This window comes from Vallitalea sediminicola (genome assembly GCF_054408565.1).
On sequence record NZ_BTPT01000004.1, the window covers coordinates 146,742 to 160,523 of the forward strand.

Consider the following 13,782-nt stretch of genomic DNA (forward strand, 5'->3'; position numbering starts at 1 on the left):
AATAATAGTCATAAAATCCTTCCTAACCTTAATATAATAATATAGACAAAGGTTTTAGGAGGGATTTTTTTGAGTTTAGAACTGGAGCAAAGAAACATAGCGTTAATTAAACCGAAAGGTAACCGAGTTCTTCAGATGACAATAGATGAAGATATTAATGTGCCAGATATCAAGCCTGACATTGATAAAATATTGCAGAGTAATTCGGTGGTAAACATTACAGGTACTGATGTTTATGATTCTAAAGTTTTAGTGAAAGGTGAATTTGGTTGTAAGGTACTGTATGTACCTCTTAATGATTCCAAGCCTGTACATAATATGATAAGTCTTATACCTCTAGAGGAAACTATTAACATGGATGATGTATCTAAAAATGATAGTATTAAGACTGAATATGTCATAGAAGAGATGAAGATTACACCAATCAACACTAGAAAGATTAATGTAAAGGCAATCGTACAAGTGAAGATTATGGTTGATGAGAAAAAGGAAATGTATGTTCCTACTGATATTTGCGGTGCAGGGGATATTCAGAGTAGATGGGATGATATTACAATATGTAAGATGCATACATCCAAGAAAGAAACATACAAAATAAAAGATGAATTAGCTATTCCAAGCAGCAAACCAAATATAACGGAAATATTGTGGTATGATAGAACCATCAAGAATAAGGAATTCAGGCTATTAGATGATAAGATCAATATTAAAGGAGTAGTAGCACTTGATACTTTATATCTAGGTGAATCAGGAGAGAACAATCTAGAATTCGTTGAACATGAAATGCCATTCAACGGTGTAATTGAGTGTAATGGCATCAATGAAGAAATGTATTATGATATTGATATTAAAATTGTAGATGATAAGATTCAGATTAGACCAGATATAGATGGAGAAGAAAGAGTATTCTCAGTAGATATCGTAACCCAGTTGGATATTAAGGTATACTCAGAAGAAAAAAATAGCATTCTAACAGATGTATATTCTTTATCCAAAGATATTGACATAGAAAAAGAATTAGTTAATTATGAAACATTACTTTGCAAAAATCAAAGCCAATGTAAAATAAAAGAAACCATTGAAATGAATGCTAATGATCCAGAAATTATGCAGATATATTATGCAACAGGTGATGTAAATATTGATAACATAGATGTATTTGAGGATAAAGTAGAAGTTGAAGGTGTTGTGTTTGGTAAAATAATGTATGTAGCAGCTGATGATAATAGCCCTATTAATGTATATAACGCTGTTTTACCGTTTAATCAGGTAATAGATGCAGAAGGTATCAAAGATGACAGTAGAATGTCTATAAAGCCATCTATAAGCTATATTAACTGTAGTATGTTAGGTGATAAGGAAGTAGAAGTAAAATGCGGGGTTAATCTAGATACAATTGTGTTTGATAATCAAGAATTAAACATAATAAATGGATTATTAGAAAATGAATTAGATATGAAAAAACTTCAAAATACTCCTAGCGTAGTAGGTTATATTGTTAAAGACAATGAATCTTTATGGGATATAGCAAAAACATATTCAACCAAGATAGATGATATAAAAGCTGTTAATAATTTGGACTCAGCTGATGTAAAAAGAGGGGATAAATTAATAATAGTTAAAAACATTGATAGCCTTGAAATTTAAGAACGCTTAGCGTTCTTTTTTTTCTCTTTTTCTTGATTTATAAATATACATTGTATATAATATTAAGTATACAAGATACAAGCTATATAAGCTGAATTAAATAATTGCTATAGAACCAGCAATTATTTAGATCTATTAGGCTTATAAAATCAAGGTAAATATATTGAACTTATTAATATGGGTGTATAGATGTTCAAGTTCAATATGTATAGATAATCAGAATGAAAAGATTAAAAATCTGAAAGGGTTATTATGTATAGAATTAATATTAAGGCTAGAGCCAAGATTAATATATCACTTGATGTAATAGGTAGAAGAGAAGATGGTTACCATGATGTAAAGATGATCATGCAGACTATTAACTTATACGACAAAATTAATATCAAGAAAATAAAAAAAGATGAGATAAAGATTCAAACCAATTTGTCCTTTTTACCAGTTGATGAACGAAATCTAGTATACAAAGTTATAAAATATCTAAAAGATAAATATGACATAAAAACTGGAGTTTTTGTTGATTTATATAAAGTTATTCCAGTAGCTGCAGGTCTTGCTGGTGGAAGTAGTGATGCAGCAGCTGCATTAGTAGGGATGAACAAACTTTTTAATCTTCACATGTCCATGAATGAAATGATGGAAATTGGTACAATGTTTGGCGCAGATATTCCGTATTGCTTGCTTAGGGGAACTGCTCTTAGTGAAGGAATTGGTGAGAAATTGACATCTCTTAATCGTTTTCCTAATGCGTATGTTGTCATAGCAAAACCAGGTATCAATGTCTCTACTGGATTTGTATATAGTAATCTTGATTTAAATGATATACAGGTCAGACCTGATACAGATAAAATTATTGAAAGCATTAATAAAGGTGACTTACATCAGATTTGTTTAAATATGGGAAATATTCTAGAGACCGTCACCATAAAAAAATATCCTGTAATAAATGAAATAAAAGAGTATATGATAGAAAATGGAGCTATAGGTTCATTAATGACTGGAAGTGGACCATCCGTTTTTGGCATATTCGAAGACAAACATAAGGCTCATAATCTTGCCCATAAATTAAAGGTAAACAATATAGCTAAATTCGTATATACCACTACAATATTTAATAGCTAAACATTTTCTAATGAAAGAAAGGATGTAATAAGGTAATGGATGATAAATTGAAAGTTAATCTAAATGAATATCTGCCCCTAAGAGATGTTGTTTTTAATACATTGAGAGAGGCCATTTTAAAAGGTGAGCTTGTAGCTGGAGAAAGATTAATGGAAAAGCAACTTGCTGAAAGAATGGGCGTTAGCAGAACTCCGATTAGAGAAGCTATTAGAAAATTAGAACTTGAAGGACTAGTAGTCATGATACCTAGAAAAGGTGCAGAGGTAGCCAAGATTACACATAAAGATATAAAAGATGTATTAGAAGTAAGAGCGGCACTTGAAGAATTAGCAGTCAAGATAGCATGCGAAAAGATGTCAGAGGAGTCTTTGATCGATTTAAGAAGAACTACTCAAACATTTCAAAAAGCATGTGAAGACCATGATATAGAGCAAATAATTAAGAAAGATGTTGAATTCCATGATATAATATTTAATTCAACTGAAAATGAGAAATTGATTCAAATAATAAATAATCTAAGAGAACAAATCTATCGTTATAGAGTTGAGTATATTAGAAAAGTTGCTGATTTTGGTATTCTAGTGAAAGAACATGATTTGATTGTAAAATCAATTGAAAATAGAGATGTGGAAGAAGCAAGAAAGATAGCGGTACAACATATAGTTAATCAAGAAATAGCAGTTATTGAAATATTTGATAAAAAAAATAAATAATGACTATAGAAAGATGAGGTATTGGCAGAAAACCAATAGCTTATTTTTTTTGTACTTTTATATATATAAAAAATAGTTTATTTATATTGAATAAAAATATCTATAAATACAAAAAATGTAAAAAAAGGAAGGGAATATAATGATAAGTATATTAGACAAATTAGGAAATGTTTTTTCTGTAAAATTTATAGTCCTCTTATTAATTGGTGGCTTAGTTCTTCTTGTATGGGACAGGAAAGTACTATACAGAAAAAAAATGAAAAAAGAGCATATTATTAGTATTGTTTTGGGAATTATTTATGTATCAGCAGCATTTGTACTTTTCGTAGTAGGAAGATTTATTTAAATATAGAGTAAGGTGAATAATGTGAGATTAAAAAAAGTAAAATCAAAATATGATGAAAAAAGTAACAAAGTCATAATTCCGTTTTCAGATTCTATAGATACGAATATTAGAAATTTTGAAGAATTATTTACTGATTGTGGTGATTTAGTAAAGAGAAAATTTCCTATAGGAAAAAACAAAGACGTATGGGCATATATTGTATACATTGATGTTATGACTGACAGAAGAGTAATAGAAGAATCTGTGCTAGAACAACTATTAGTACAAGTAAGAGGTGTAGGAAAAACTTTACCAGAGACAGATGAAGATAAATTTTCGTTCATAAAAGATGGTGGGTTTGCAACAGCAGATTTAAAAGAAGTCAATATAATGGATGATGCAGTATTAGCAGTACTATCAGGAGATACTGTAATTTTTATTGATGGCTATGAAAAAGCCATAGTAGTAGCAACAAAAGGATTCCCTAACAGGGGAGTACAACAACCAGATACAGAAAATGTGATAAGAGGATCAAAAGAAGGTTTCTCAGAAGCATTTAGAATTAATACAGTACTTATTAGAAGACGTATAAGAGATAGCAAATTAAAAGTAAAGCAAATACAGTTAGGAACAAGAACAAGAACAGACGTAGCACTTATGTATTTAGATGATCTTGTAAGACCTCAAGTATTACAAGAAATAGAAGAAAGAATGAGTTATTTTAAAATTGATAGTGTATTAGAAAGTGGTACATTAGAACAAATGATTGAAACTAATTGGTATTCTCCGTTTCCTCAATCTCAAGTAACTCAAAGACCAGATAAAGCTGCATCTGCAATACTAGAGGGAAGAGTGGCAATAGTTGTAGATAATACACCATTTGTTCTTTTGTTACCTACAACACTTAATTGTTTTTTTCAATCGTCAGAAGACTATTATCAAAGATGGTATGTAATGAGTTTTGTAAGATTATTAAGATATTGTGCTGCATTTCTATCTTTTGCAATACCAGGATTCTATCTGGCATTAACTACCTTCCATCCTGCCATGATACCAACATCATTAACATTTTCCGTTGCAGCTGCTAGGGAAGGTGTGCCTTTTCCTGCATTGATTGAGGTGTTGATAATGGAACTGGCTTTTGAACTTCTGAGAGAAGCAGGAGTGAGGCTTCCGGCGCCTATAGGTAATACTATTGGAATAGTAGGAGGTTTAATTGTTGGGCAGGCAGTTGTAGAAGCTAATCTAGTTAGTCCCATTATAGTAATCATTGTGGCATTAACAGCTATATCCTCATTTGCTATCCCCAGCTATTCACTTACATCAGCTTTTAGAATTATTAAATATCTAATTATATTTTTATCAGCTTTTTTGGGTTTTCTTGGTTTTTGGCTAGGTATCTTAATAATATTGACTCATCTAGTTTCACTGAAGAGTATTGATATCCCTTATATGTCTCCATTTGTTGCAAGAGAGGTCAATAATGAAGATTTGCAAGATTCTCTAATAAGGTTGCCGATATTTCTTAATAAATTAAGACCTGTATTTGCTAGGAGAAGTAACAAAGTAAGATTAGATATAGATGAAAAAGGAGAAAATAATGTTTTCACAAAATAATAAAATATCAATGAGACAAGTTGAGATTCTAATTATTCTCAATATGTTTAGTAATACAAGTTTGATTTTGCCTAGAATCGCTTCTGAAATAGCAGATGGAGATGGTCACTTTATAGTTCTAGGTGGAGCTATCATTTCACTTGTGTATGTATTTATTATAACTTCTCTTGTCAAAATGTTTCCTGAACAAAATATTGTGGAATATACAGAATTAATATTTAATAAGCCTATTGCAATTATTATAGGAATAGTATTCTGTCTAAAACTTATTATTTTAGCAGGCTTAGAAATAAGAGCCTTTGGAGAGTTGGTTAAACAGGCACTACTACGAAATACTCCAATAGAAATTATAGTCATCGTTATGCTTCTAGTCATAGTCTACCTTACAAGAAAAGGATATGAAGCTAGGGCTAGAATGGCAGAATTATTAATATTTATCATTTTAATCCCTTTGGTAGTAATATTTTTCTTTGCTGTTCCAGATATTAAGTTGTATAATATTTCACCTATTTTTTCTATTTCAGGTGGAAAATTTATGTATGGAAGCTTAATAATGTCTTTTGCATATTCTGGTATAGAGTTATTGTTATTATCAAGTCCTTTTGTAATAAAACCTGATAAATTACAAAAAGTAACGTTACGAGGCGTAGCATTTGTAGGTATATTAAATGCGTTAATATGTATACTGACCATTGGTTCCTTTGGACCAATAGAGACTTCAAGACAAATATGGCCTGTAATGACCATTATGCAGACTATTCATTTACCAGGTGCTTTAATACAAAGACAAGATGCTCTAATGGTGAGTTTCTGGATAATGACAGTATTTTTACTAATAAATGCTTATTTATTTTTTTCGGGATTATTAATTAAAAAAATGACTAACCTAAAAGAGCAGAATTTCTTGATTTTACCGTTAGTACCTATTATTTATCTGATATCACTATTGCCAGATAATATAGTTGAGACTTATAAATGGATAGAGATTATGACACGCTATGTTAGTTTATTATTTCTTCTACCTATTCCGTTAATCTTATTGGTTGTTGCTAAGATAAGGGGATTAGGTAAAACCAGTAAATAATACATTAAAGCAATGAGAGGTTGATGGTAACATGAAAATGAAAGTTATGGTTATATTTATGATATGTTCTATACTCCTAGTAGGATGCTGGGATAAGGTTGAGTTAAATGATAGAGCATATGTAATAAGCCTTTCTTTAGATGATATTGGTGATTTATTAGAGGTAACATATACCATTCCTAATTTACCTGTTATAACTGCTCAGAGTGGTGGTGAAGCGACAAAATTCATTAAGATAACTAAAGCGGAGACTTTAACACAAGCGAATAGAGCATTTGGTAAAAAATCCAATCTCAAAATTAATTTTGACCACACGAAAGTAATAATATTTGGCTCTGATTTTTTACAAGATCCTCATAATCTAAGAAAAATACTAGACCACTTTGATAGGAATCCTGAATATTCCAAAGCGCTACTTCTATTAGCTACCAAAGAAACCGGAAAAAAATTACTTCAAGCAGTTCCTAATGGAGAAGAGACAACGGGGATTTATCTATCACAAGTCTTTATTAATAACAGTCTGGAAACTGTAAGTGCCAAGACTATAGAACTTGGAGATTTTATTTCTCAGATGTATAGTACAGAAGGAAATGGTGTCATGCCAAATGTAATATTCAGGGATAATGAGGTTATAGTGGATGGATTAGCCATTCTTAGAGATTATCAGCTTAGAGGTTGGATGGAAGATAAATACATGACCCCATATAGCTGGGTTCTTGGTAAAGGCAAAGAAACAGTTGCTCTAGTGAATATGGAAGGTGTCTTGGTTCCTTATGAAATAAGCGATTTAACATCTAAAATGGATTTCAAATTCGAAGATGGTTTGTTGAAAATAAAAATTTCAATAAGAAGCGAAGGAGATATTGCTGAATATATATTAGAAGATGAAGACAAATTATTTAATACTGATTATATCAAAGAAATAGAAAATGAAGTTGCAAGAAGTATGGAAGAGGATATAGATGAAGTAATGAATATTATTCAAGAAGAGTATGGTATTGATATCATTAATGCGTATAATAATGTGAAAATTAAAAATAGGAAAGTATGGAAATTAACAAAATCCGATTGGCAGAATTTTTTTAATGCAGCGACTATTGAAGTAGAGTGTAAAGTAAATATAAGAAGAATAGGACTATCAAAATAAAGTATATTATTCATCAATTTTTTGTCATGTTTTCTAATTAACGGCTCAAGAGATAGATTATGTATAAATAATTATGTAGCTGGTAATAATAGAAATAGTAGGTTATAAATATGAAAAATGGGGGAAGATTAATGAAGGTGAATTTAATGAAAGCATTTGAAAAGAAAAAGATATTAAGGACCTATATATTATCACTTTTAGTAGTGATATTGATGTTAGCGGCAATAGTTTATGATTATGATAAAAATGGGACAAGTGCTGCTGTAATCGAGGGGATATCAGACAGTCTAATACGTTTTCATGTCGTTGCAAATAGTGATAGTGAAGAGGATCAGAAACTGAAATTAAAAGTAAGAGATGAGATTCTAAAGAAGATGAACGGTATTTTAGGAGAATCTAAGAACATTGAAGAAACTAGACAGCTTATATATAATAATAAAGAGAATATTAAAGAAATAGCTGAAAAGGTTATAGAAGAAAATAACTATGATTATAAAATAGATGTTAAGTTAAAGATGGAGCAGTTCCCATTGAAGACTTACGGAGATATAATATTACCTCCAGGAGAATATGAAGCTTTACTTGTAGAAATAGGTGAGGCGAAAGGCAAGAATTGGTGGTGCGTGATGTTTCCACCACTATGTTTCGTTGATGTAACTCATGGAGTAGTTCCAGAAGAGACGAAAGAGACCCTTAAAAGGGTTTTAACTGATGAAGAGTATAATTCTGTTGTTATGACAGAACCTGAAGAGAATATGCCTATAAAGATTAGATTCAAGTTTTTGGAATGGTTTAATTTCAGTAGGGATAAAGATAGAGATAAGAAGGATAACAATAGTAAGGTGTTTGTTAATAGGGATTTGTAGAGTAAAATTAAGGCAACAGTCATATGAGAAAACCATATATAGTGATAATCACTTTCTTATCACTATATATGGTTTTTTTGTGTATAGCCACACTTCGATTATGTACTACCCTGGTCGTTATGCATATATCAAATATTTATTATAATTAGCTATTGAATAAAAATACAATAAGATATAAAATATAACAGATAAGTAATTTATCATATTTGGAGATGATAATTAATATATTTTATAATACATGAGTTTGTACAACTAGATTTATACACATTTATCCACAATGGGTAAAATTTTGCAGAAATATAATTCTGAATAATTAAAAAACGGGGAGGAATATAATATGAATAAAAGAAATATTGTTGTTTTATTTGGTGGACAATCATCAGAACATGAGATATCATGTATATCAGCAGTTACTATAATGAAAAACATCAATAAAGATAAATATAATATATATCCTGTAGGAATAACAAAAGAAGGTAACTGGAGATTATATCATGGGCACATAGAAGACTTATCAGTAGATAGTTGGGTAGGTAATTCAGATAATGCTGTTATTAGTCCAGATGCAACTGATAAAGCATTAATAATATTCAAAGAAGATGGAATAGTAAAATTAGAGGTAGATGTAGTATTCCCTGCTCTTCATGGACTGTATGGAGAAGATGGAAGTGTTCAAGGGTTACTAGAACTTGCAGGTATTCCGTATGTAGGATGTGGTATAGTAGCTTCTAGTGTATCAATGGATAAGCTTTTCACTAAGGTCATAGTTGATAGGCTAGGAATTAAGCAGGCTAAATATGTTCCTGTATATAAGAAAGAAATGGATGAAATTAAAGAGGTAGTGGCTAAGATAGAAAAACAATTAGAATATCCAGTTTTTGTTAAACCTTCTAATGCGGGTTCATCTAAAGGTATTACTAAGGCACATAATAGGGGAGAATTATTTGATGGTCTTGAACTTGCAATTAAGCATGATTCAAAATTATTGATTGAAGAAACCATAATAGGTAGAGAAATAGAATGTGCAGTACTTGGTAATTACCATCCAAGAACATCTAATGTTGGTGAAATAATATCAGCAGCAGAATTTTACGATTATGATTCAAAATATAATGATAAAGGATCTAAAACTATAATAAATCCAGATTTACCAAAAGATACAGTTAAAAAAATTAAAAACGTTGCAGAACAAATTTTTAGAGCTGTAGATGGTAGAGGCTTGGCAAGAGCAGATTTCTTTGTTGAATCAAAATCAGGAGAAGTTGTATTTAATGAAATAAATACATTACCTGGTTTTACAAATATAAGTATGTACCCAATGCTTTGGGAAGATAAAGGAATGTCTAACAAAGAATTAGTTGATAGACTTATTGAATTTGCATTTAATAAATAAACGATAATAGATAAGTACTAAATAACGAGGTGAAATAAGGTGACAAAAGACGTATTAGTAAGAGTAAAAGGGGTTCAGACAGATATGTTTGAATCAGATGAAATAGAATTAGTAACAACGGGTGGATATGTTGAGAAAAATAATAAAGTGTATATAACTTATATAGATTCAACAATTGACGGTGATAAAGAAACTAAAACTACTATAAAACTTGAAGAAGAACAAATATCAATATTAAGATTTGGTGGAGTCAATTCCCATATGGTATTTGAACAAGATAAAACTCATATCACACACTATCAAACTCCATATGGTATGTTTGAAATTAATACTCATACAAAAAAGATATCTGTAGATAAAAAAGAGGCTTTCATGGAGATAAATGTATCTTATGATCTCAGCATTAATCATATGTCCATGGGTGTTAATACATTTACAATAACAGTTAAAAACGCTAAGTCTGAAAGAGTTGTATTGATGGATGACAAAAGTGTAGAAGTAGAAAATGAAGAACTAAGTTAAGATGCTTAAGGAGGAGAAATTGTAAATGAAGATTAGAAAGGCGATTATTCCGGCAGCTGGTCTTGGTACTAGATTTTTACCAGCTACAAAGGCACAGCCAAAAGAGATGTTACCTATAGTTGACAAACCAACTATTCAGTATATTGTGGAGGAAGCGGTTAGCTCAGGTGTAGAAGATATTATTATTGTAACTGGTCGAAATAAACGTTCTATAGAAGATCATTTCGATAAATCTATTGAACTAGAATTAGAATTAGAAAAAAAGGGTAAAGATGATTTGTTGGAAATTGCAAGAAGTGTTTCAGAGATAGCTAATATTCATTATATTAGGCAAAAAGAGCCGAGAGGATTAGGTCATGCAATACTAATGGCTAAACATTTTATTGGTAACGAACCATTTGCGGTATTACTAGGGGATGATGTAATTGTATCCCAAAAACCGTGTTTACAGCAAATGATTGATGTTTACAGTGAATATAGAACATCCATATTAGGAGTTCAGAAAGTACCGATGGATGATGTATCCAAATATGGTATAATCGATGCTAAACATATAGAAGATAGAATATATAAGATAAAAGATCTTGTTGAAAAACCATTAAGTGATGATGCTCCATCCAATATTGCTATACTTGGAAGATATATAATTAGTCCTAGTATTTTTAAATACTTAGAAACTCAAGAAGCAGGAGCAGGCGGAGAGATTCAACTAACTGATTCTCTAAAACGCTTGGCAAGGGATGAAGCAATATATGCATATGATTTTATTGGTAAGAGATATGATGTAGGAAATATAATGGGGTTTTTACAAGCTACAGTGGAATCTGCTCTTAGAAGAGATGAGTTAAGAGATGATTTCTTAGAATATCTGAAACATACAGTAAATAACATTGATGATATTTTAAAAATTGATTAATAATATCTATAAAGCTAGTTGGGTATATAAATACCTCAACTAGTTTTTTTTATATATGTTGAACCGATATGGTAATGTAATAATGTGACGAAGTAACTTTTGTTATGTAATAAAAACTCAAAATTAAGAAATTTATAAAATGTTATGTGTGTATTGACAAAAATTTGTAACATTAGGTATAATTTATTTATATAATATTATCTGTAAATTTAAAATATATAAGTTATATATAGAAAATGACACTTATAATCATAATTATTTATACTAATCAACTTAATTAATTTAAGAGAATTTATTAAATGACGTTAATTAATTTGTAAATTTTATATATACAGATAATTTAAATCAATGAATGTTGGGGGATTTAATAATGAAGTTTAATATTGCTGTATGTGATGATGAAGTTATACAAGTGAATTTAGTGGAAAAATTGATTGTGGAAGCAGTAGAATCAAAAAATATTAAAGTTGATATTTTGAAGTTTTTATCGGGAGAAGATTTAATTAAATATTGTAATTCCAATGAACTTCATATTATATTTTTGGATATGGAAATGACAGGATTAGACGGAATAGAGTCAGCTAGAAAGATCAGAGAAAAAAATAACAGTGTAATTATTATATTTGTAACTGGATATAAAGACTATGTATTTGACGTTTTTGAGGTTAATACTTTTAGATATATACTAAAACCCGTTAAAAGAGAACAATTCCAAAAAGCATTATTTGATGCAATCCAAATAATAGACAACTTAAAAACACCTTCAAAAGAGGAAGAGTTCTTGGTCATAAATAAAAATAAGGAAAAGATAATAATAGCATATAACAGCATAAATTATTTTGAAAAATATAAAAACAAAGTTATGGTTATAGCTGATAATCAGGATATAGAATTCTATGGAACATTTAGTGAACTGAATATGTTACTTAATGGGGATAAATTTATTAGAGTCCATCAAGGATACATTGCAAATATTGACAAAATAGAGTTGATAACATCAAAGGAAGTTCTTTTGAAAAATGGTAAGAGAATTCCGGTAAGTAGAAGAAATGCTAAAGAAGTAAGAGAGACTTTTTTGAGTCGGAAAAGGGTGAAATTATGATTTGGTATTTAATTGATTTATTTGTTGATATTGTAGAAGCTTTGATAATAATTAAGTATTGCAGCTCTGTATATAAGAAAAGATATAATAATAATATTATTTATTATGTGGGAGGTTTTTCAATAGCCGCTAGTATATTTATTTTCAACTATTTATCTAATGTTTTGGAGTGTACATTCAGAGGTTCTTTTATTGGTATGATTATTATTATGTTTGTTGTAGTCTTAGTATTATATGATGAAAAAATAATGAAATTATTATTAGGATACATAGGATTGTTAATATTGATTGTTGCTATAGAGGGCATTATACTTTCACTGCTCACTTTTATTTTTGGCGAATCACCAGCTATTTTTGCCAAAAGCAATGTGTTAAGAGTACTTGGTATGGTAGTTTCTAAGTTAATCACTTTTTTGGTTGTTGTACTTTTTATATCAGACGGAGAAAGATTTGGATTACGTTATTTGAAGAAGAGCTTGTTGATTGAAATTATAACTTTATTCATTATGAATTTAGGAATAATGACAAGTATTATACCTATGTATAGAAATCTTATGTATGAAAATAACGAAGACAGTATTGTTGCAGGAATCGTAATACTGGGTTTGGGTATTATTAATATAGTATCATTGCTGATATTTGATAAATTAATAGCTCAATCTAAAAAGGATCTTGAATTACAGCTTAAGATTCAGCAATATGAAATCCAAGCAAAATATTTTGATGAAATTAATAATGCAACTATGAAGTTGAAGAGCTTAAGACATGATATGTCTAATCATCTCGGGAACATAAAAGGTCTAGTTATGTACAAAGAATATACTAAGCTGGAAGAATATCTTAACAATTTATTATCACAAATTGATGAAATAGATAAGATTATAATAACTAAATACCCAGCAGTATCTGCATTATTAAATAGAAAGTATGCTCAAGCAGAGAAAAATAATATTAATTGTATGATGAATATAGGTGGTGTAGATTATTTAACTGTTGATACTGTAGATTTATGTATCATATTAGGTAATCTTATTGATAATGCCATTGAAGCTAATGTGAAAGTTGATGAAACCAATAGATATATTAAACTAGATATAAATAATGTGAATAATTATCTTGTCATCGATTGTGTCAATAGTACTATAAATAGTGAAAACATTAATTTAAATACTACTAAAGATGATAAAGATATACATGGAATAGGATTAAAAAATATTAATCAAATGGTAGAAAAATATTATGGCAATATAGAAATAATGTGTATTAAAGATTATTTTAACGTTAATATAATGTTGTATAATGGGGAACTTAATTAGATAATGACCAATTAT

At 29.5% G+C, this 13,782-nt stretch carries 13 protein-coding genes; all 13 read left to right on the forward strand.

The annotated features are described in order from the left end of the window. Positions 1-69 precede the first annotated feature (69 nt). Positions 70-1,647, forward strand: coding sequence for a DUF3794 and LysM peptidoglycan-binding domain-containing protein (locus ACX6CF_RS02055; protein WP_458783630.1), 1,578 nt, complete (start codon positions 70-72; stop codon positions 1,645-1,647). A gap of 252 nt (positions 1,648-1,899) precedes the next feature. Beyond that, positions 1,900-2,766, forward strand: a complete 867-nt coding sequence (gene ispE / locus ACX6CF_RS02060; protein ID WP_458783631.1) for a 4-(cytidine 5'-diphospho)-2-C-methyl-D-erythritol kinase — start codon at positions 1,900-1,902, stop codon at positions 2,764-2,766. Between the two features lie 35 nt (positions 2,767-2,801). Next, positions 2,802-3,479: a GntR family transcriptional regulator gene (locus ACX6CF_RS02065; protein WP_458783632.1), complete on the forward strand. Its 678-nt coding sequence runs from the start codon at positions 2,802-2,804 to the stop codon at positions 3,477-3,479. Between the two features lie 139 nt (positions 3,480-3,618). After that, positions 3,619-3,825: a CLC_0170 family protein gene (locus ACX6CF_RS02070; protein ID WP_458783633.1), complete on the forward strand. Its 207-nt coding sequence runs from the start codon at positions 3,619-3,621 to the stop codon at positions 3,823-3,825. Between the two features lie 21 nt (positions 3,826-3,846). Then, on the forward strand, positions 3,847-5,421 hold the full coding sequence (locus ACX6CF_RS02075) for a spore germination protein (RefSeq protein ID WP_458783634.1): 1,575 nt from the start codon (positions 3,847-3,849) through the stop codon (positions 5,419-5,421). Further along, positions 5,405-6,505: a GerAB/ArcD/ProY family transporter gene (locus ACX6CF_RS02080; protein WP_458783635.1), complete on the forward strand. Its 1,101-nt coding sequence runs from the start codon at positions 5,405-5,407 to the stop codon at positions 6,503-6,505. Before ACX6CF_RS02075 ends, ACX6CF_RS02080 begins: the two co-directional genes overlap by 17 nt. Positions 6,506-6,536: 31 nt before the next feature. Then, entirely contained in the window at positions 6,537-7,652 is a 1,116-nt protein-coding gene (locus tag ACX6CF_RS02085; RefSeq protein WP_458783636.1) for a Ger(x)C family spore germination protein, read from the forward strand. A gap of 131 nt (positions 7,653-7,783) precedes the next feature. Beyond that, positions 7,784-8,518, forward strand: coding sequence for a stage II sporulation protein R (spoIIR, locus tag ACX6CF_RS02090; protein ID WP_458783637.1), 735 nt, complete (start codon positions 7,784-7,786; stop codon positions 8,516-8,518). A 337-nt stretch (positions 8,519-8,855) separates the two neighbouring features. Next, a complete protein-coding gene (locus tag ACX6CF_RS02095; RefSeq protein ID WP_458783638.1) occupies positions 8,856-9,911 on the forward strand; it encodes a D-alanine--D-alanine ligase family protein in 1,056 nt (351 codons plus the stop codon). 39 nt (positions 9,912-9,950) lie between these two features. Further along, positions 9,951-10,433 carry a YwiB family protein gene (locus ACX6CF_RS02100; RefSeq protein WP_458783639.1) on the forward strand — a complete coding sequence of 161 codons (483 nt, stop codon included), beginning with the start codon at positions 9,951-9,953 and terminating at the stop codon, positions 10,431-10,433. A 25-nt stretch (positions 10,434-10,458) separates the two neighbouring features. Further along, the gene (gene galU, locus ACX6CF_RS02105) at positions 10,459-11,349 is read left to right on the forward strand and encodes a UTP--glucose-1-phosphate uridylyltransferase GalU (protein ID WP_458783640.1); all 891 of its coding nucleotides are present in this window, start codon (positions 10,459-10,461) and stop codon (positions 11,347-11,349) included. A gap of 370 nt (positions 11,350-11,719) precedes the next feature. Next, positions 11,720-12,451 (forward strand): LytR/AlgR family response regulator transcription factor, encoded by a 732-nt coding sequence (locus ACX6CF_RS02110; protein ID WP_458783641.1) that lies wholly within the window; start codon positions 11,720-11,722, stop codon positions 12,449-12,451. Further along, positions 12,448-13,767, forward strand: coding sequence for a sensor histidine kinase (locus ACX6CF_RS02115; RefSeq protein ID WP_458783642.1), 1,320 nt, complete (start codon positions 12,448-12,450; stop codon positions 13,765-13,767). The genes ACX6CF_RS02110 and ACX6CF_RS02115 overlap by 4 nt, the downstream gene beginning before the upstream one ends. The last annotated feature ends 15 nt before the right edge of the window (positions 13,768-13,782 follow it).

Excerpts from the sequence above, each read along its gene's own strand:
- ispE (WP_458783631.1), top strand. The coding sequence starts at position 1,900 with ATGTATAGAATTAATATTAAGGCTAGAGCCAAGATTAATATATCACTT.
- ACX6CF_RS02065 (WP_458783632.1), top strand. The coding sequence starts at position 2,802 with ATGGATGATAAATTGAAAGTTAATCTAAATGAATATCTGCCCCTAAGA.
- ACX6CF_RS02070 (WP_458783633.1), top strand. The coding sequence starts at position 3,619 with ATGATAAGTATATTAGACAAATTAGGAAATGTTTTTTCTGTAAAATTT.
- ACX6CF_RS02080 (WP_458783635.1), top strand. The coding sequence starts at position 5,405 with ATGTTTTCACAAAATAATAAAATATCAATGAGACAAGTTGAGATTCTA.
- ACX6CF_RS02085 (WP_458783636.1), top strand. The coding sequence starts at position 6,537 with ATGAAAATGAAAGTTATGGTTATATTTATGATATGTTCTATACTCCTA.
- spoIIR (WP_458783637.1), top strand. The coding sequence starts at position 7,784 with ATGAAGGTGAATTTAATGAAAGCATTTGAAAAGAAAAAGATATTAAGG.
- ACX6CF_RS02095 (WP_458783638.1), top strand. The coding sequence starts at position 8,856 with ATGAATAAAAGAAATATTGTTGTTTTATTTGGTGGACAATCATCAGAA.
- galU (WP_458783640.1), top strand. The coding sequence starts at position 10,459 with ATGAAGATTAGAAAGGCGATTATTCCGGCAGCTGGTCTTGGTACTAGA.
- ACX6CF_RS02110 (WP_458783641.1), top strand. The coding sequence starts at position 11,720 with ATGAAGTTTAATATTGCTGTATGTGATGATGAAGTTATACAAGTGAAT.
- ACX6CF_RS02115 (WP_458783642.1), top strand. The coding sequence starts at position 12,448 with ATGATTTGGTATTTAATTGATTTATTTGTTGATATTGTAGAAGCTTTG.